This is a genomic window from Nocardia sp. NBC_00565 (genome assembly GCF_036345915.1).
Lineage (GTDB): Bacteria > Actinomycetota > Actinomycetes > Mycobacteriales > Mycobacteriaceae > Nocardia.
Genome location: NZ_CP107785.1, coordinates 8,390,338 through 8,408,058 on the forward strand (window position 1 = coordinate 8,390,338; position 17,721 = coordinate 8,408,058).

Below are 17,721 nucleotides of genomic sequence, written 5' to 3' on the forward strand. Positions count from 1 at the left end.
TCTTGTGTCCCGGTGTGTCGTGGCATAAGGCGTCTTGATCGGCCCTTTCCTGGGCGTACTCTTTACTACGTCATGTCGTAGATCGGCAGGAGGTCGGTTTTGAGCGTCCTGGACTTATCGCGTTGGCAGTTCGGCATCACGACCGTCTATCACTTCATCTTCGTACCGTTGACGATCGGTCTCGCCCCGCTCGTGGCGGGTATGCAGACCGCTTGGGTGATTACCGGCAAAGAGCACTGGTACCGGCTGACCAAATTTTTCGGAAAACTTTTCCTGATCAACTTCGCGCTCGGTGTCGCCACCGGCATCGTGCAAGAGTTCCAGTTCGGGATGAACTGGAGCGAATACTCACGCTTCGTCGGCGACGTCTTCGGCGCACCGCTCGCGCTGGAAGCACTCGTCGCGTTCTTCCTGGAGTCGACCTTCCTCGGTCTGTGGATCTTCGGCTGGGCGCGATTGCCCAAAGCGCTACACCTGGCGACGATTTGGCTCGTCGCGATCGGCGTGAACGCCTCCGCGTACTTCATCGTCGCGGCCAACTCCTTCATGCAGCATCCGGTCGGCGCCAAATACAACCCCGAGCGCGGGCGCGCCGAACTCACCAGCATCTGGGAAGTGCTCACGAACAACACGACGCTGGCGGCATTTCCGCACGTGGTGGCCGGAGCGTTCCTCACCTCGGGCACATTCGTGGTCGGCATCGCCGGATGGTGGATGGTGCGCAACGCCCGCAGCGGCGACGAGACGAAAATCGCTGAGGCGCGCACGATGTGGCGCTCCGGCGGCCGCGCCGGCCTGTGGGTGATCGTGGTGGCCGGTGTCGCGCTGTTCTTCACCGGTGACGTGCAGGGCAAGCTGATGTTCGAACAGCAGCCGATGAAGATGGCCTCGGCGGAATCGTTGTGCAACACCGCAACCGATCCGGACTTCTCGGTCCTGACCATCGGTACGCACAACAACTGCGACAGCGTGACCCACGTGCTCGAGGTGCCGTATGTGCTGCCGTACCTGGCCAAGGGCAAGTTCAGCGATGTCACCCTGGACGGCGTCACCGATCTGCAGCACGCCTACAACGCGAAGTTCGGCCCCGGCGACTACCGGCCCAACCTGTTCGTCACCTACTGGTCCTTCCGCGCCATGATCGGACTGTCGGCCGGGGCGATCCTGCTCTGGTTGGTCGGCCTGTGGCTGACCCGCGGCGGCCGGATCACCGATAAGCGCTGGTACTCGTGGCTGTGCCTGATCGCCATCCCGACCCCGTTCCTGGCAAACAGCGCGGGCTGGGTCTTCACCGAAATGGGCAGGCAGCCTTGGGTTGTCGCGCCGAATCCGACCGGTGACCAACAGCTGCGGCTGATGGTGCAGCAAGGCGTCTCCGACCACGTCGCGGGCACGGTGATCACCTCGCTGGTGGTCTTCACCCTGCTCTACGGCGCGCTCGCGGTGGTGTGGTTCTACCTGATGCGCCGGTACACGATCGCAGGCCCCGAAGCGGCCCCGACGATTCCGCCGGACGATACGGGTGGGTCGGCCGGGCGGCATCGTGCCGAAGAGCCTGCCGTCGAACAGCTTTCATTCGCGTACTAGGGAGCCGACGATGAATCTGCAACAGTTCTGGTTTCTGCTGATCGGCGTCTTGTTCACCGGCTACTTCGTGTTGGAGGGCTTCGACTTCGGGGTCGGCATGCTGATGCCGATCCTCGGCAAGGGCAGCGATACTCGAAGGCGGGTGGTGCTCAATACGATCGGGCCGGTGTGGGACGGCAACGAGGTCTGGTTGCTGACCGCGGCCGGTGCGATGTTCGCGGCCTTCCCGGAGTGGTATGCGAGCCTGTTCTCCGGCTTCTACCTCGCGCTGCTGCTGGTGTTGGTCGCGCTGATCGTGCGGGTCTGCGCGATCGAATACCGCAGCAAGGTCAACGATCCACGCTGGCGGGCCTGGTGTGATGCCGCGATCGGAATCGGTTCCTGGATACCGGCGCTGGCGTGGGGCTGGGTGTTCGCCAATGTGGTGCGCGGGGTGCCGTTGAACGAGAAGAAGCAGATCGCCGGTTCGGTGTGGGATCTGCTCGGGCCGTACGCATTGCTCGGCGGGCTGTCGACCGGGTTGCTGTTCGCGTTGCACGGTGCGGTGTTCCTGGCGTTGAAGACCGGCGGCGAGGTGCGCGACGACGCGGTGAAGTCGGTGCGGCTGTTGCTGGTGCCGACCGCGGTGGTGGTCGGTGCGTTCGGGGTGTGGACGCAGCTGGCCTACGGGACCGAATGGACCTGGATTCCTTTGGTGCTGGCGGTGATCGGGCTGGTTGTCGCCGCGGCGGCGAGCTTCGCCGATCGGGACGGGTGGGCGTTCGTCGGTACGGCGGTCACCACCGCTGCGGCCACCGTACTGCTGTTCGGGTCGCTGTATCCGAATGTGTTGCCCTCCACCATCAGCGACATGTTCGACCTGACCATCGACAATGCCTCCTCGACGCCGTACACGCTGAAGGTGATGAGTTGGGCGGCGGTGATCGTCACGCCGGTGGTGCTCGGATACCAGGGCTGGACGTATTGGGTATTCCGCAAACGGATTACGGTCGAGCAGATTCCGGCGCCCATCGGCCTGCCATTGGCATCGGTCGAGGACTGACATGGCTCGTCCACCCGTCGACCCCCGGCTGTGGAAGTACGCGCGCTCGGCCCGCCGCTATCTGGTGCTGAGTGTGGCGCTGTCCCTGGTGATCACCGGCTCGATCGTGGTGACGGCGGTGGCACTGGCGAACGTGCTGGCCGGGGTCATCACCGACCCCGGTCGGCGCTCCTTCGGGGCGTGGACGTTCGAATTGATCGTGCTGGCCGTCGCGATCGGCTGCCGGGTGCTCGCCACCGGGGTGCAATCCCGGCTCGCGCATCGCGCCGGGGCCACGGTGGTCGCCGAACTGGAAACCGCCGTGCTGGACGCGGGTGCCCGGCTGGCACCGCGTGAACTCGAAACGCGCCGAACCGAACTCGCGGTGGTGGTGAGCACCGGTCTGACCGGGCTGCGGGCGTATCTCACCGGGTATCTGCCCGCACTGTTGCTGGCCTGCCTGGTGCCGCCGATCGTGCTGGTGGTCATCGCATTTCACGATCCGATCTCCGGGGTCATCGCGGTGGTCACCCTGCCGCTGATCCCGGTGTTCATGATCCTCATCGGCCTGCTCACACAGGGGCGGGCGCAAGCCACGCTCGCCGCGACCACCCGGCTGTCGGATCAGCTACTCGACCTTTTCGCCGGCATGCCGACGTTGCGTGCGCTCGGGCGGGAGGTCGGTGGTGCGCCCGTGAATTCGCCCGACAGCCGGATTCGCTCGATGGAGTACCGGGTGCGCGAGCTCGGGGATGCGTTGCGGCAGCGGACGATGCGTACACTCCGGATCGCGTTCCTGTCGTCGATGGTGCTCGAAATGCTCGCGACGCTGAGTGTGGCACTGATCGCGGTTTCCATCGGGCTGCGGTTGGTGTATGGCGAGATGAGCCTCTACGCCGGGTTGGTGGCGTTGATCCTCGCGCCGGAGGTGTATCTGCCGCTGCGGATGGTGGGCGAGCGGTTCCATGCGGCGCAGGATGGCATGGCGGCGGCTGATCGGGCCTTTGCCGTCTTGGAGCCGGAAACTGTTGCGGCTGAGCATGACTCGAGCTCCGGCGTTGGCGAGTCGGCGGAGTTTGCGCGGGCGGCACCTGATCCGGGTCACGGGCTCAGCGCAAGGTCGTCGGATCGCTTGGGGGCACGGATCGACGAAAGTAGCGAGTTCAGCCGAACGGACTTCGCGGGCGTCATCGAGATACGCGATCTTACGGTGCGCGCCAGAGACGGGCTCGCGCCTGCCGGACTGTCGGCGGTACTGCGACCCGATGCGGTGACGGTGCTCACCGGTCCCAATGGAAGCGGGAAATCGACGGCGCTGCAGGCGATCCTGGGATTGATCGGGCCGGACCGGGGATCGGTGACGGTGGACGGCACCGACGTGCGCGGCCTGGACCAGGAGCTGTGGTGGTCCCGACTGGCCTGGCTACCCCAGCGCCCGGTCCTGGTACCAGGAACGCTGCGCGAGAACTTCGAACTACTCGGAGCACGCACATCCGAACGCACCGCCAAGGGCGCGTCCCGAGTCATCGACGAACTCGAAGCCGCCTGCATCGCAACCGGATTCGACGCGGTCCTGGACGAACTCCCGCACGGTTGGGACACGGTGGTCGGCGCGGGCGGCGTCGGCCTGTCCCTGGGCCAGCGCCAGCGCCTCGCCCTCACCAGAGTGCTGGCCGCCGACCGCCCCGTCCTCCTCCTGGACGAACCGACCGCCCATCTCGACCCCGCCAGCGAGGCCACAGTCCTCACCGCGCTACACCAACGAGCCCGCGCAGGCGCCACCGTAATCGTCATCGGCCACCGCCCATCCATCCTCGCCGCCGCCGACCACCTCATCCCGGTCCGAGCCCGAACCCCAGACCCCCAGGCGGCTCTCCGATGAATCGAGCGACGAACGGGACATGGTGGCGGCAAACCCCGAGAGGTGTCCGCCGTGATGTACCGCTCGACCAGCGGGCAAGGCGGGATGGAACGGTGGTGCGGGATCTGCGGCGGATGTGGGCGCTGCTGGACCTGTCGCTGTGGCGGATCGCGGTAGCCATCGCGTGGGGCGTGCTCGCCCTCGGCAGCGGCCTCGGCCTGGCGGCACTGGCCGCATGGTTGATCGCCCGCGCCTGGCAGATGCCCCCGGTCCTCGACCTGAGCGTCGCCGTCGTCGCCGTCCGCGCCCTCGGCATCTCCCGCGGCCTCTGCCGCTACCTGGAACGCCTGGCCACCCACGACGTAGCCCTACGCGCGATGACCACAGCACGAACCACCGTCTACCGCACCCTCGCCCGCTCCGACATCTGGATGCGGCGCGCCATACGAAGTGCGGATGATCCGCCGTCATTGCGGCGTGGGGATCTCTTGGTTCGAATCGGTAGTGATATCGATGATCTCGGCGCGGTCGTGGTGCGCGTCTTCGTGCCGATCGCGGTGGCGATTGTGTTGTCGGTGGCGGCGGTCGGGCTGTTGGCCACCATTTCTGTTGGTGCGGCGGCGATTCTGGCTGTGTCGCTCGTTGTTGCCGGGATCGTCGCGCCGTGGCTGTCGGGGTGGGCCGCGCGGGCGGCCGAGCGTGCGGTGCGTGCCGACCGTGCCGAGTTCACGGCACAGGCCCTCACCGTCCTCGACCATGCGCCCGAACTCCGCGTCGCGGGCAAGCTGGATGCCGCGCTGGCGGCTGCGCAGCGCGCGGGGCAACGCGCGGTCGCCGCAGAGGATTCTGCGGCCGCACGCAGCGCCTGGGCGGCCGCCGCGACCCCACTGTCGATCGGCGCGAGCGTCATCGGTGCCCTACTGGTCGGCATCGCGATCTACGGCCCGCACGGCGGCGCACCCGGTGCGATGACCCCGATGGCCCTCACCGTCCTTGTCCTGCTGCCCCTTTCGGCATTCGAAGCCGTCGCTCCCCTCCCAGCCGCCGCCCAAGCTCTGACCACCGCCCGCGCCGCCCTGCACCGCCTGTCCTTACTCGAGGGTGCAGGATCCGCACTACCAACCGCGCGAGATCGCACGGCGCAACAACCGTTCAACCATGCCGCGACCGGCCACAGCGTGAACGGTCGCAGTCGACCGCCGCGAGATTTGTTGCCGGACAACCTGCCTGCGCGGCCAGAGGGGCGCAGGATTGCCGTTGTCGGTCCGAGTGGGGCGGGAAAGACCACCTTGCTGATGGCCTGGGCCGGGTTGTTCGATACGCCCGAGCCGGGCGTGACGTTCTTTGCCGAGGATGCGCACATTTTCGGCACCACTGTCCTGGAGAATCTGCGGGCCGCGCGTGGTGATCTCACTGCGGACGAGGCTGAAAAGGCGTTGTGCGCAGTGGGTCTCCGGGAATGGGTGGAGTCGCTGCCGGATGGTGTGGATACCGATCTGGTGGGCGGAGCGGCGGCGGTGTCGGGTGGGCAGCGGCGGCGGATTCTGCTCGCTCGTGCCCTCATCTCGCCCGCGCGGGTGCTGCTGCTCGATGAGCCGACCGAACATCTGGAGGCCGAGGCGGGCGCCGAGCTGCTGCGCGATCTGCTCGACAGCGACAGCGGGCTCCTCGAACCCGATCGGATCGTGGTTGTCGTCACACATCAGCTGCCGTCGGATCATCGGGCCGACACGGTTCTGCACGTCAATGCATCAGGCCAGGTCACGACCGATTTTCCAGCGTATATCGCATTCGCGGCACCCGCCGATTCCGCCGACCGAGAAATTCCGTTGCCGACCCGCTGACTCCTGGCTAGATTCGTTCGTACACAAGGAAGGAGGTGGTTCGAAGAATGTATGTTCAAAGGACTCGTGAGGTGGCTGTCCGCTAGCGCCACCGCTGCAACGGATTTCCGTTCGCGCGAGCGCTGAGCGAATTCCAGGCAGTCACCCGGCCCCCGAGCTACCGGTCTAGTCCGACCGGGACCCTTGCACTCAGCAGGGTATGGCTCGGGGGCCGTTCCTTTTTCCGGGTCGCTTCTCGGTACAGTCCTCCGACCGGGTTTCGAGCGAGGGGAGAAGGATGCCATCGGAGGGGCTTGCGGGGGTAGTGGGTCGGCGGATCAAGGCGATTCGGCGGATGTTCTATGTGCACGGCGTGGATGTCGACCGAACAGAGGGGCCCATCGAGTTGACCTTCGATGATGGTTCGGTCCTGCTGCTGGACGCCGGAACCGACGGCGAGGAACTGCGCGTCGGATCAACCCGCTGGCACGACCCCTTCGCGGGAGTCTCCGAACCCGAGTACATCGAATACGTCGCGGAGTCAGGCAAGTACACCGCGTTCGACGTCGGCTCGGAACCCCCGTACTCCCACCTGCTCGGCTGCCGAATCGCCGCCATCACCGAGTCCCGCCTGCACGACGACCGCCTCCGCGCCGCCACCCTCGAGGTGAACGGCTCGCGCCTGGCCGTCGAAACCATTGCCGACGAACTCCTCGTCAGATGGCACCCGGAGGCCTGAACGTCGGCAGCCGGGGTAAGTGAGCGGAAAGAGCCGGGCAGCAAAATGCCCCGCTCCCAAAGGGACACGGGGCACGGGGAAGGTACTAGCCGATGTAGCGCCGCAGCCGAGCGGACAATCTGGGCTCCAGCGGACCGTCGGCTACGACTCGCTCCTCGACGTATGCCAGGTCGCCGCCTTCGACGATGCCGTACAACCGCTTGGCGCCGCCGACGACGATGCCGGATTGGCTGCGGATGACCACATCGGTGGCCAACTCCCAGGAGGACTGGGTCAACGCCGTCCCGTAGAAGAGTTCGACGATGCCGGTGCTGTGGGTCAGCAGTAGTTCGATGACCTCGTCGTCGCCGTCGATGCCGACCCGCCAGAAGCCGCTCTCGCGCAGATCCGGGCCGCCGTAGGAGCCGTCGGATTCGATGACCCAGGAACGGGACTCCCAGGCCAGGTAGTCGCCGCCGTCGTGCGAGACGATGATCTGCTGACCGAAGCGGTAGTCGCCGCGGTCGGGGTCGTTGCCCTCGCCCTCACCGCGCCACACACCGACCATCGGCAGCAGCGCAAGCATCGACGAACTCAGATCCGGGCCGAGTCGCAGATTCGCGGTTTCCTCGGGTAGCGGCAGGTCCGGTAGCACTGGAATATTGCGCGCACCGGTTGCTTTCGCCCGTTCGGCCGCCTCGGCCACGGCGTCACCACTGCGACGAGCCGACGGCTCGGCAGGACCGTTGCCGTTCACTTGTTCACTCGCTCGCTCGGCCGGATTGGAACCTTCGCTCGCGAGTTCACTCATGATTCGGTGAACAACCGGTAGAAGACGTACAGGCCGAACCAGCCGATGAGAACGGCCACGGCCACCAGCAGAATCTCGAATAAGAGGACCACATTTGGAGTCTAACGACTTCCCTCGCACCCAGCACAACGGCCCCGTTGCTTCCCGATCGCTCGGGAGACAACGGGGCCGTTGGTCGCTTTGCTACTTGGCGATGGCCACGTCGACGGCGTGGATGCCCGTGCCTTCCGGCCGGACCTCGGCCGAGCCGTTGCCCGACGAGGACAGTGCGCGCACGGTCCACGCGCCCGGCGCGGCGAAGAAGCGGAAATCGCCGGTGCCCGAGGCGACGACCTCGGCGGTGAAGTCACCGTTGCCGTCGAGCAGGCGCACGAACGCGCCGCCGACGGGCTGACCGTCAGAGCTCAACACGCGGCCGGTGATGACCGTTTCCTTCTCGACATCGACTCCGGCCGGAATGGCCTGGCCCTGGGTAGGTGCTGCGCACATGTGATTACTCTCCCAATTCGATCGGTGCACCGACGAGGGAGCCGTACTCGGTCCAGCTCCCGTCGTAGTTCTTGACATTCTGGTGGCCGAGCAGCTCCTGCAGCACGAACCAGGTGTGCGAGGAACGCTCGCCGATGCGGCAGTAGGCGATGGTGTCCTTGGACCCGTCCAGGCCCGCCTCGCCGTAGATCTCGGTCAGCTCGGCATCGGACTTGAAGGTGCCGTCTTCGTTCGCGGCCTTGCTCCACGGCACGTTGATGGCGCCGGGGATGTGGCCGGGACGCTGGCTCTGCTCCTGCGGCAGGTGGGCCGGGGCCAGGATCTTGCCGGAGAACTCGTCAGGGGAGCGCACGTCGACCAGGTTCTTGGCGCCGATGGCGGCGATGACCTCGTCGCGGAACGCGCGGATGGTCAGGTCGGGCGCGGCGGCCTTGTACTGGCCGGCCGGGCGGGCGACCGCGTCGCGCGAGAGCGGACGGCCGTCGAGCTCCCACTTCTTGCGACCCCCGTCGAGCAGCTTGACGTTGTTGTGGCCGTACAGCTTGAAGTACCAGTAGGCGTAGGCCGCGAACCAGTTGTTGTTGCCGCCGTAGAGCACAACCTCGTCGTCGTTCGAGATGCCGCGCGCCGAGAGCAGATCGGAGAACTGCTCCTGGTTCACGAAGTCACGACGAACCTGATCCTGCAGGTCCTTCTTCCAGTCGAGCCGGACGGCACCCTCGATGTGGCCGCCGTCGTAGGCGGAGGTGTCCTCGTCTACCTCGACGAAGACGACGCCGGGGGCGTTGAGGTTCTCTTCGGCCCAGTCAACGGAGACCAGGACATCGGAGCGGGCCATGTTGTTCCTTTCGGGGTGGTGACTTGCAGGTCAGTTCGTAGCCGGGGCGGTCCGGCGAAACCGGGCGACCAGCGGATAGATCTGGCAGCCCAGGCAGATCCCGAACGCCGCGTTCAGGAACGCCGCGAACAGGGCGAAGCCGACGAATACCGCGCCGACAACGGTGGAACCCGCCAGGAAACCCAGCAGGCCGACGGCACTGAAGATCAGGCCGAGTAATTGGGCGAACCGCAGCGGGGCCGCGGGTTCGGTTTCTTCGGTGGGACCGAGGCGCGGCGCGACGAACGCGGCGAAGATCCGGCCGTAGGGGTGGCGGCGCGGTCCGTAGGCCGCGCCGATCGCGAAGACCACCGCCTGCGCGGCGATGAGCACCGCGGCGAGTGGTGTCGAGATGGCGGCCGCGAGCAGGACCAGAACGAGCACGCCGGTGGTGACCCACGCGGCGAAGCGCGGACCACGAACGTCGACGACAGCGGCTGCAACGGATGTGGTTCGAGAATTTGTGGACATTGTGCATACTCCTGCGCTGAATATTGCTGGTGGCGGAAAATTGCCAGTTCGCCGGGGGATCAAGAGATCACTCGCACGACGGACGCAGGTCGGCATCAGGAATTCTGAGGGAGCCGACCGCTCAGCGGCACAGGCAGCAACAACCACCGAGGCGACACAGATCAACTGTGCGGCGTCGGGTGAGCATCAGCTCGTGGTTGGCTTGCACGGGAAGTAGTTTACCTGGTTCCGACGGAGAATTGGACCCGGGGTTCATCACTAATGCTATGAACCCTTGTCGCGCCCTGTTTTTCCGCCGTCAGTGCCGTTTCGGCGGTGTTTATCCGACGGTCAGGGGTGCCAGTGCGGTGCGCAGGTCGGTGGACTTGGGTACACCCGAGATGCGGAAGCGCTCGCGTCCTTCGATATCGAAGACGAACGTGGTCGGCAACGAGAGCACATTCAGTTCCTTGGCCAGCGCCGGCTCGGCATCGATATCGACCTCGATGTCCAACGGCGGGCGCGGCGATCCGGACAGTTCCTCGGTCACCCCGGCGACGACCCGGCGCACGGCCGCACACGGTCCACACCAGTCGGCGGAGAAGTGCAGCACCGCGGGACCGGAGCTGTCGACACCGACGGACGCCAGTAGTCCGGTGCGCGCGGATTCGGTCGGCGCCGCGGTATCGCTAGCGCGCAGCTTGCCGTCGCGTCGCCGCAGCATTAGCCCGACCGCCACCCCGGCCAGCATCATCACCACCAGAATTGTGATTTCGATCATGGCCGCTGCAATCTGTCGAGGTCGATGGTGACGTTCTCGGACTTGCCCTCGACGACGATCTGTCCGCCCATCGCGTACACCTTCGTCGGCCGCAGACCGAACGGCAGTTCCTTGGTGTCGATGGTCCGGGTGAACTGCTCGAGCACCATGGGGCGTTCGGCCTCGGAGACGACCGCGGTCGTCGTATCGGTACCCGTGCCGCGGTAGATGCTGGTCGCGACGATTTTCACCTGATCACCGTCAATCGTCAGGTCGGCCGTCACGCTGACATTGTCACCGCCGAGCGGTGCGCCGGGCTTGCTCGGCGTCTTGCCCGGCATGGTGCCGGTGAGCAACAGTTGCCCCCCGGTGGTCATCCCGGAGCCGCCCGATCCGCCCGTTCCGTCGGATTTGTTCCCCGGTGCCGAATGCACTTGCAGGTCGGGGATTTTGAACAGCTTGCCGAGTTCGGTCGGCTCGAGCCGCATCCGCCCCTCGGCCCGATCCACCGGCACGGTGCGCACGTTCCCGTCGGAGAGATCGCTGAGCGAAAGATGGGCTCCGGTCAGCGTCGCCTCGACCGAAACCTCACCGGGAATATCGGGCCGCATGATGTGCGCGCGGACATCGACGTTCTGGTAACGGCCGTCGAGCGCCTGGGTGAGAAAGGGGAACCCGTGAATGGTCACCTCGGGATCCGCACTGAGATCGGCGCCCACGCGCAGGGCGCGCGACACGCGATACTCGGAATAGGCGGCGACGCCGAAATCGATGACTACTGCCAGTCCCGCGAGGCACAGCAGCACGATGATCAGCTTGCGCATGCACGCAACCCTAATCGCAGGTTGGGTCGGAGACCGTGGTCAGCCTGCGCTCGGCCGAGCGCAGGCTCTCTATCGAGGTGCCACACTAACCGTTGAGCGAGTCTCAGCGGTACTCTCGCCGAGGCCCTTCCTGCTTCACCGGCCACTGCCGACTCCCGGAGGAGTTGAGGTCTTACATGGCCTCCACGAGGCGTTTATCCTCTCCGGGCAACTTCCCGGCGAGTACTGCGATCCAGAGCATAACTACATAACGCTGACCCACGCCGAGAAACAGCTCATCAGGTTTTCAACCCCGGATGACGAGGTCATCGGTGTTCACGCGCTAATCTTGCATCCGATTACCTCTGATTAACGACGTGGCCCCGGCGGTGTGGCTGTTGTCCGGAGCTACTAGATGGGAGGAGGGCTTGTGGAGCTGCTCCTGCTGACCTCCGACCCCAACCCCGAGTCGGTACTGCCAGCTCTGTCGTTGCTGGCGCACAATGTGCGTCCGGCGCCGACCGAGGTGGCGTCCCTGCTGGAGGCGGGGACCGCGGATGTCGCACTTGTCGACGCGCGTACCGACCTGGCCGCCGCGCGCGGCCTCTGCCGACTGCTCGGCAGCACCGGTTCGTCGGTGCCCGTGGTCGCCGTGCTCACCGAGGGTGGGCTCGTTGCCGTCAACGCCGATTGGGGCCTGGACGACATCCTGCTGCCCGGCACCGGACCGGCCGAGCTGGACGCCCGGCTGCGACTGCTCGTCGGTCGCAACGGCGGTGTGGCGAGCCCGGAGAACACCGGCAAGATCACCCTCGGCGAACTGGTGATCGATGAGGGCACCTATACGGCCCGGCTGCGCGGTCGCCCCCTGGATCTCACGTACAAGGAATTCGAACTCCTCAAATATCTCGCGCAGCACGCGGGCCGCGTCTTCACCCGAGCCCAACTGCTCCAAGAGGTCTGGGGTTACGACTTCTTCGGCGGCACCCGCACAGTCGACGTGCACGTCCGACGCCTGCGCGCCAAACTGGGCAGCGAATACGAATCCCTGATCGGCACCGTCCGTAACGTCGGCTACAAGGCCGTCCGCCCGGCCCGCACCGCCGCCAAGGGCGAACCCGTCGCCTTCCCCGACGAGGAACCCGCCGAAGGCACCGACGACACCCCACCCGTCACCGTCAACGGCTCCGTCCAATAGGTCGCTCGAGACCAGGTGGAATCCGTGGCGGCATCGGCCGAGTAGCCCCCGCCACCAGGTTCCACCTGATCTTGTTGCCCGGCTCGGGGGTTCGGTGCAGTGGTGGGGGTTGGTATGGCGAGGGAGAGGTGGCTCATGGGTGAGACTGCGCTGTGGTGGAGTGAGCGGCTGGATGCTGAGCGGGCGCGCGCGGTGCGCGAGCTGCTCGAGCGGGCGGCTGCGGCGGATGGGGTCGCGCCGGTCTCGGAACAGGCCGTGCTCTCGTTGGGCGCGACCGATGCCGAGGCCAGGCATCTGGTGGCGGTGCGGGCGGATGTCGTCGTCGGTTACGCGAATCTTGTTCCGGCACATGGCGAACATCCCGCAATGGCCGAGGTCGCCGTCGATCCCGCCGCCCGCGGCCATGGCGTCGGTGCGGAATTGGTTTCCGCCGCACTTTCGGAGGGCGGCCCCGGAACTCGCGTGTGGGCGCACGGCAACAGGCCCGCCGCAAAGGCGCTCGCAGCTCGCCTCGGATTGCGTACCGCACGGGAGTTGTGGCAGATGCGTCGGTCGCTGGCAACACCGGAGCTACCGGAATTGGCTGTGCCCGACGGCATCGTGCTGCGGACCTATGAGGGCCCGTCCGACGACGCCGAACTGCTGCGTGTCAACAGCGCCGCCTTCGCCTGGCATCCGGAACAGGGCGGCTGGACCGAACGCGATATCGAGGTTCGGCGCGCGGAGTCCTGGTTCGACCCGAAAGGTCTGTTCATCGCGGTTGATCCCGCCGATCCGGGCCGCATCCTCGGATTCCATTGGACGAAGGTGCACTACGACGAGAGCCCGGCGGTCGGCGAGGTTTACGTGGTCGGTATCGATCCGGCCGCGCAGGGACGCGGACTCGGTCGCCTGCTCACCCTCGCGGGCCTGCGCTACCTGCGGGAACGCGATCTCCACGAAGTGTTGCTCTACACCGAGGCCGACAATGTCGCGGCCGTGCACACGTATACGCGGCTCGGCTTCGCGGCAGCGCATATCGACGTCGCGTATTCGACCCATGACTGAATAGCAGGCGGCCCCCCGGGGGCACTCGAGTAACACTGGGGCAAATGTCACACATATCGGGCCTATTAGCGCCGGGCTGTTCACTCCCCGTTCACCCAGCTTGGTCCAACTGTCAACCGGGCGACCCTACGTTACTTATGGGCGGCACCGTTGTCGCCTGGTGCGCGAGTTCCCCGCGAACGGCACCTCGAAACCCGCCCGGGCCGGTGAGGGACCGGGCGTGTCGAACGCGATTTCCCGGAGGAATAAGTGAACTTCAAGCGCAGCAGCGCCCTGATCGGTGTGCTGGCCGCAGTCGCTATGCCGCTCGCCGCCTGTGGCAGTGACGACAACTCCTCGTCCGCCGATACCAGCAACGCGGCCAAGGTCGACGTCGCCTGCGGTGGCAAGAAGGCCCTCAAGGCCAGCGGTTCCTCGGCGCAGAAAAACGCCATGGACCGCTTCGTCGCCGCCTACGAGGCCAACTGCAGCGGTTCGACCCTGAACTACACCTCCAGCGGTTCGGGCGCGGGTGTCAACGAATTCATCGGCGGCCAGACCGATTTCGGTGGCTCCGACTCCCCGCTGAGCGCGAGCAAGGGTGAGCCCGCCAAGGCGCAGGAGCGCTGCGGGGCACCGGCGTGGAACCTGCCGACCGTCTTCGGCCCGATCGCCGTCACCTACAACATCGACGGCGTGACCGATCTCGTGCTCGACGGCCCGACCGCCGCGAAGGTCTTCAACGGCGCCGTCACCACCTGGGACGCCCCCGAGATCAAGGCGCTGAACCCGAACGCCAAGCTGCCTTCGGACAAGATCGCCGTCATCTTCCGCAGCGACGAGTCGGGCACCACCGACAACTTCCAGCTCTACCTGGACGCGGCCGCCGACGGCGCGTGGGGCAAGGGTGCGGGCAAGACCTTCGCCGGCGGTGTCGGTGAGGGCGCCAAGGGCAACGAAGGCACCTCGGCCGCCATCAAGAGCACCAAGAACTCGATCACCTACAACGAGTGGTCGTTCGCGAAGGCGCAGAACCTGTCCATCGCCCAGATCGTCACCTCGGCCTCCAAGGACCCGGTCAAGCTGACCGTCGACTCCGCGGCCAAGGCCATCGACAGCGCCAAGATCAAGGGCGAGGGCAACGACCTGGTCCTGGACACGTCGTCGTTCTACAAGCCGACCGCTGCCGGTGCGTACCCGATCATCCTGCCGACCTACGAGATCGTCTGCTCGAAGTACGCCGATGCCGATACCGCCAAGGCGGTCAAGGCATTCCTGACCTCGGCCGTCAACAACGGCCAGAAGGGTCTGGACACCGCGGGTTACGTCGCGATCCCGGACAAGTTCAAGACCAAGTTGACCACCGCGATCAACGCCATTTCCTGATAGCCGCGCTGCCATGACCGTGCACCCTGAGGTGACCGCCGCGGGCCAGTCGGACTCGACTGGCCCGCGGCCGGCTGGAGATACTGCCCCTATGTCGAGTGAACCGAGCACCGAACCGGCCTCACCGAAGGCCAAGAAAGGCCACAGACAAGGGGCCGAGGTCGTCTTCCGGTCGCTTGCCACGGCAGCCGGAGCGACCATCGTCGCCGCGATCGCACTGATCGCGCTATTCCTGTTGATCCGTGCTTGGCCCTCGATCATGGCGAACGAGGCGAACTTCTTCACCAGTACCGAGTTCAGCACCACCAATGCCGATCACCTGCGGTTCGGCATCCGGGACCTGCTCATGGTCACGGTGCTGAGCTCGATAATGGCACTGCTGATCGCGGTGCCCATCGGTGTGGGCATCGCGCTGTTCCTGACCCACTATTCGCCGAAGACGATGGCGCGCCCGTTCGCGACTTTGGTCGACCTGTTGGCGGCGGTGCCGTCCATCGTGTTCGGTCTCTGGGGTGTGCTGGTGCTCGCGCCGCGGCTGGAGCCGGTGCAGACCTTCCTGAACGACAAGCTCGGGTGGTTCTTCCTGTTCTCCGACGGCAATGTCTCGATCGCGGGTGGCGGCACGATCTTTACCGCGGGCATTGTGCTCGCGGTGATGATCCTGCCGATCATCACCTCGGTCTCGCGTGAGGTCTTCAACCTGACTCCGGTCACGCACATCGAGGCCGCGCAGGCCCTCGGCGCCACGAAGTGGGAGATGGTGCGGATGACCGTACTGCCCTACGGCCGCAGCGGTGTGATCGCCGGATCCATGCTCGGCCTGGGCCGCGCGCTCGGTGAGACGATCGCGGTGTTGGTCGTGCTGCGCACCTCCGCGCAGGCGGGGCACTGGTCGCTGTTCGACGGCGGCTACACCTTCGCCTCCAAAATCGCCGCCGCCGCTTCGGAATTCAGCCAGCCGCTGCCGACCGGCGCCTATATCGCCGCGGGCTTCGTGCTGTTCGCGCTGACCTTCGTCGTCAACGCGCTGGCGCGGCTCGTGTCCGGCGGAAGGGTGAACGGGTAATGACCACCACGACCACACTCGACAAGCCGGTCAAGGCGCCCACCTTCCGGGACGTCAGCACCGGGCGCCGGATCAAGAACAACATCGCCACCGGCATCATCTGGCTGTGTTTCGCGATCGCTCTCATTCCGCTCGCCTGGGTGCTGATCCTGGTGGTGTCCAAGGGTTTCGACGCCGTCGCATCGCTGGACTGGTGGCAGAAGTCGCAGAAGGGCATTCTGCCGGATCAGACCGGCGGCGGTGTCTACCACGCGATCTACGGCACCATCGTGCAGTCGGCGGTCGCCGCGGTCATCGCCGTGCCGCTCGGCATCATGGCGGCGATCTACTTGGTCGAATACGGCCGCGGCACACTGGCCAAGGTCACCACGTTCATGGTGGACATCCTGGCCGGTGTGCCCTCGATCGTCGCGGCACTGTTCATCTTCGCCCTGTGGATCGCCACCCTCGGTGCGCCACAGAGTGCGTTCGCGGTATCGCTCGCACTGGTGCTACTGATGCTGCCGGTCGTGGTGCGCAGCACCGAGGAAATGTTGAAGCTGGTCCCGGACGAGTTGCGTGAGGCCTCCTACGCGCTCGGAATTCCCAAGTGGAAGACCATCGTTCGGATCGTCGTGCCGACCGCGCTGCCCGGCATGATCAGCGGCATCCTGCTCGCGCTTGCCCGCGTCATGGGTGAGACCGCGCCGGTGCTGGTACTGGTCGGCTACAGCAAGTCGATCAACACCAACCTCTTCGACGGCAATATGGCCTCGCTGCCGCTGCTGATCTACCAAGAGCTGGCGAACCCGGAACCGGCGGGCCGGGTACGGGTTTGGGGCGCGGCGCTGACGCTGATCCTGCTGATCGCCCTGTTGTACGCGGCGGCCGCGGTCGTCAACAAGCTGCTCACGCGGAACCGATAGAAGCGAACGGATACTCAGATGGCAAAGCGGATCGACGTCAAAGACCTGAATATCTACTACGGTAAATTCCATGCGGTTGCCGATGTCAAGCTGTCGGTATTGCCGCGCAGCGTGACCGCCTTCATCGGCCCGTCGGGTTGCGGTAAGTCCACCGTGCTGCGTTCGCTCAACCGGATGCACGAGGTGACCCCGAACGCTCGCGTCGAGGGCGCGGTGCTGCTGGACGGCGAGGACATCTACGGCTCCACCGTCGACCCGGTCGGTGTGCGCCGCACCATCGGCATGGTGTTCCAGCGCCCGAACCCGTTCCCCACCATGTCGATTCGCGACAATGTGGTGGCCGGGCTGAAGCTGCAGGGTGTGCGCAACAAGAAGGAGCTCGACGAGGTCGCCGAGCGTTCGTTGCGCGGCGCCAACCTCTGGAACGAGGTCAAGGATCGGCTGGACAAGCCGGGCGGCGGCCTCTCCGGTGGTCAGCAGCAGCGACTGTGCATCGCGCGTGCGATCGCGGTATCACCCGATGTGCTGCTGATGGACGAGCCCTGTTCGGCACTGGACCCGATCTCCACGCTGGCGATCGAGGACCTGATCACCGAGCTGAAGAAGGAATTCACCATCGTCATCGTCACGCACAATATGCAGCAGGCCGCGCGCGTGAGCGACCAGACCGGCTTCTTCAACCTGGAGGCGCAGGGCAAGCCGGGCAAGTTGATCGAGATCGACGATACCGAGAAGATCTTCTCGAACCCGGGGGAGAAGGCGACGGAGGATTACATCTCCGGTCGCTTCGGATAAGCCTGGAAATGCCAAAAGGCCTGCGCTACGGCGCGGGCCTTTTCCCGTTGTCGGGCAATTCGGTTCGCGATATCGCCGGATCACCTGGGCGGACATTGTCGACCAACGAGCAGAGCCCCGGCCTGAGCCGGGGCGCGATCGCGTG

At 65.9% G+C, this 17,721-nt stretch carries 17 protein-coding genes; 11 read left to right on the top strand and 6 right to left on the bottom strand.

Features of this window, described 5'->3' with window-relative positions; genetic code table 11:
* The first annotated feature begins 99 nt into the window (after nucleotides 1–99).
* The 5 genes from OG874_RS38760 (at nucleotide 100) to OG874_RS38780 (ending at nucleotide 7,031) form a co-directional block, all read left to right on the top strand.
* Complete coding sequence (locus OG874_RS38760; RefSeq protein WP_330252004.1) at nucleotides 100–1,587, top strand: cytochrome ubiquinol oxidase subunit I; 1,488 nt, start codon at nucleotides 100–102, stop codon at nucleotides 1,585–1,587.
* Between the two features lie 10 nt (nucleotides 1,588–1,597).
* A complete protein-coding gene (gene cydB, locus OG874_RS38765; protein WP_330252005.1) occupies nucleotides 1,598–2,629 on the top strand; it encodes a cytochrome d ubiquinol oxidase subunit II in 1,032 nt (343 codons plus the stop codon).
* Nucleotide 2,630: 1 nt separating this feature from the next.
* Nucleotides 2,631–4,490 carry a thiol reductant ABC exporter subunit CydD gene (cydD, locus tag OG874_RS38770; protein ID WP_330252006.1) on the top strand — a complete coding sequence of 620 codons (1,860 nt, stop codon included), beginning with the start codon at nucleotides 2,631–2,633 and terminating at the stop codon, nucleotides 4,488–4,490.
* A 113-nt stretch (nucleotides 4,491–4,603) separates the two neighbouring features.
* Nucleotides 4,604–6,313 carry a thiol reductant ABC exporter subunit CydC gene (gene cydC / locus OG874_RS38775; RefSeq protein ID WP_330257606.1) on the top strand — a complete coding sequence of 570 codons (1,710 nt, stop codon included), beginning with the start codon at nucleotides 4,604–4,606 and terminating at the stop codon, nucleotides 6,311–6,313.
* A 277-nt stretch (nucleotides 6,314–6,590) separates the two neighbouring features.
* Nucleotides 6,591–7,031: a hypothetical protein gene (locus OG874_RS38780; RefSeq protein ID WP_330252007.1), complete on the top strand. Its 441-nt coding sequence runs from the start codon at nucleotides 6,591–6,593 to the stop codon at nucleotides 7,029–7,031.
* A gap of 85 nt (nucleotides 7,032–7,116) precedes the next feature.
* Here OG874_RS38780 and OG874_RS38785 read toward each other — a convergent pair whose 3' ends face one another.
* From OG874_RS38785 to OG874_RS38810, 6 genes are all read right to left on the bottom strand, one after another.
* Nucleotides 7,117–7,821, bottom strand: coding sequence for an FABP family protein (locus OG874_RS38785; protein WP_330252008.1), 705 nt, complete (start codon nucleotides 7,819–7,821; stop codon nucleotides 7,117–7,119).
* Nucleotides 7,822–8,004: 183 nt separating this feature from the next.
* Entirely contained in the window at nucleotides 8,005–8,310 is a 306-nt protein-coding gene (locus tag OG874_RS38790; protein ID WP_330252009.1) for a DUF1416 domain-containing protein, read from the bottom strand.
* Nucleotides 8,311–8,314: 4 nt separating this feature from the next.
* Entirely contained in the window at nucleotides 8,315–9,148 is an 834-nt protein-coding gene (locus OG874_RS38795; RefSeq protein WP_330252010.1) for a sulfurtransferase, read from the bottom strand.
* Nucleotides 9,149–9,178: 30 nt separating this feature from the next.
* A complete protein-coding gene (locus tag OG874_RS38800; protein WP_330252011.1) occupies nucleotides 9,179–9,658 on the bottom strand; it encodes a DUF4395 domain-containing protein in 480 nt (159 codons plus the stop codon).
* A gap of 319 nt (nucleotides 9,659–9,977) precedes the next feature.
* On the bottom strand, nucleotides 9,978–10,418 hold the full coding sequence (locus OG874_RS38805; RefSeq protein ID WP_330252012.1) for a thioredoxin family protein: 441 nt from the start codon (nucleotides 10,416–10,418) through the stop codon (nucleotides 9,978–9,980).
* Nucleotides 10,415–11,221, bottom strand: a complete 807-nt coding sequence (locus OG874_RS38810; protein ID WP_330252013.1) for an LmeA family phospholipid-binding protein — start codon at nucleotides 11,219–11,221, stop codon at nucleotides 10,415–10,417. Before OG874_RS38810 ends, OG874_RS38805 begins: the two co-directional genes overlap by 4 nt.
* A gap of 409 nt (nucleotides 11,222–11,630) precedes the next feature.
* Here OG874_RS38810 and OG874_RS38815 point away from each other — a divergent pair, with 409 nt between their 5' ends.
* The 6 genes from OG874_RS38815 (at nucleotide 11,631) to pstB (ending at nucleotide 17,576) form a co-directional block, all read left to right on the top strand.
* On the top strand, nucleotides 11,631–12,398 hold the full coding sequence (locus OG874_RS38815; RefSeq protein WP_330252014.1) for a winged helix-turn-helix transcriptional regulator: 768 nt from the start codon (nucleotides 11,631–11,633) through the stop codon (nucleotides 12,396–12,398).
* A 135-nt stretch (nucleotides 12,399–12,533) separates the two neighbouring features.
* A complete protein-coding gene (gene mshD / locus OG874_RS38820; RefSeq protein WP_330252015.1) occupies nucleotides 12,534–13,445 on the top strand; it encodes a mycothiol synthase in 912 nt (303 codons plus the stop codon).
* A 249-nt stretch (nucleotides 13,446–13,694) separates the two neighbouring features.
* Nucleotides 13,695–14,810, top strand: coding sequence for a phosphate ABC transporter substrate-binding protein PstS (pstS, locus tag OG874_RS38825; protein WP_330252016.1), 1,116 nt, complete (start codon nucleotides 13,695–13,697; stop codon nucleotides 14,808–14,810).
* Nucleotides 14,811–14,901: 91 nt separating this feature from the next.
* Nucleotides 14,902–15,876 (top strand): phosphate ABC transporter permease subunit PstC, encoded by a 975-nt coding sequence (gene pstC, locus OG874_RS38830; RefSeq protein WP_330252017.1) that lies wholly within the window; start codon nucleotides 14,902–14,904, stop codon nucleotides 15,874–15,876.
* Nucleotides 15,876–16,781 carry a phosphate ABC transporter permease PstA gene (gene pstA, locus OG874_RS38835; protein WP_330252018.1) on the top strand — a complete coding sequence of 302 codons (906 nt, stop codon included), beginning with the start codon at nucleotides 15,876–15,878 and terminating at the stop codon, nucleotides 16,779–16,781. The genes pstC and pstA overlap by 1 nt, the downstream gene beginning before the upstream one ends.
* An 18-nt stretch (nucleotides 16,782–16,799) precedes the next feature.
* Nucleotides 16,800–17,576: a phosphate ABC transporter ATP-binding protein PstB gene (gene pstB / locus OG874_RS38840; RefSeq protein ID WP_330252019.1), complete on the top strand. Its 777-nt coding sequence runs from the start codon at nucleotides 16,800–16,802 to the stop codon at nucleotides 17,574–17,576.
* Nucleotides 17,577–17,721 lie beyond the last annotated feature (145 nt).

Excerpts from the sequence above, each read along its gene's own strand:
- OG874_RS38800 (WP_330252011.1), bottom strand. The coding sequence starts at position 9,658 with ATGTCCACAAATTCTCGAACCACATCCGTTGCAGCCGCTGTCGTCGAC.
- OG874_RS38810 (WP_330252013.1), bottom strand. The coding sequence starts at position 11,221 with ATGCGCAAGCTGATCATCGTGCTGCTGTGCCTCGCGGGACTGGCAGTA.
- OG874_RS38785 (WP_330252008.1), bottom strand. The coding sequence starts at position 7,821 with ATGAGTGAACTCGCGAGCGAAGGTTCCAATCCGGCCGAGCGAGCGAGT.
- pstA (WP_330252018.1), top strand. The coding sequence starts at position 15,876 with ATGACCACCACGACCACACTCGACAAGCCGGTCAAGGCGCCCACCTTC.
- OG874_RS38805 (WP_330252012.1), bottom strand. The coding sequence starts at position 10,418 with ATGATCGAAATCACAATTCTGGTGGTGATGATGCTGGCCGGGGTGGCG.
- cydC (WP_330257606.1), top strand. The coding sequence starts at position 4,604 with ATGTGGGCGCTGCTGGACCTGTCGCTGTGGCGGATCGCGGTAGCCATC.
- cydD (WP_330252006.1), top strand. The coding sequence starts at position 2,631 with ATGGCTCGTCCACCCGTCGACCCCCGGCTGTGGAAGTACGCGCGCTCG.
- OG874_RS38790 (WP_330252009.1), bottom strand. The coding sequence starts at position 8,310 with ATGTGCGCAGCACCTACCCAGGGCCAGGCCATTCCGGCCGGAGTCGAT.
- cydB (WP_330252005.1), top strand. The coding sequence starts at position 1,598 with ATGAATCTGCAACAGTTCTGGTTTCTGCTGATCGGCGTCTTGTTCACC.
- mshD (WP_330252015.1), top strand. The coding sequence starts at position 12,534 with ATGGGTGAGACTGCGCTGTGGTGGAGTGAGCGGCTGGATGCTGAGCGG.
- pstC (WP_330252017.1), top strand. The coding sequence starts at position 14,902 with ATGTCGAGTGAACCGAGCACCGAACCGGCCTCACCGAAGGCCAAGAAA.
- OG874_RS38795 (WP_330252010.1), bottom strand. The coding sequence starts at position 9,148 with ATGGCCCGCTCCGATGTCCTGGTCTCCGTTGACTGGGCCGAAGAGAAC.
- pstB (WP_330252019.1), top strand. The coding sequence starts at position 16,800 with ATGGCAAAGCGGATCGACGTCAAAGACCTGAATATCTACTACGGTAAA.
- OG874_RS38780 (WP_330252007.1), top strand. The coding sequence starts at position 6,591 with ATGCCATCGGAGGGGCTTGCGGGGGTAGTGGGTCGGCGGATCAAGGCG.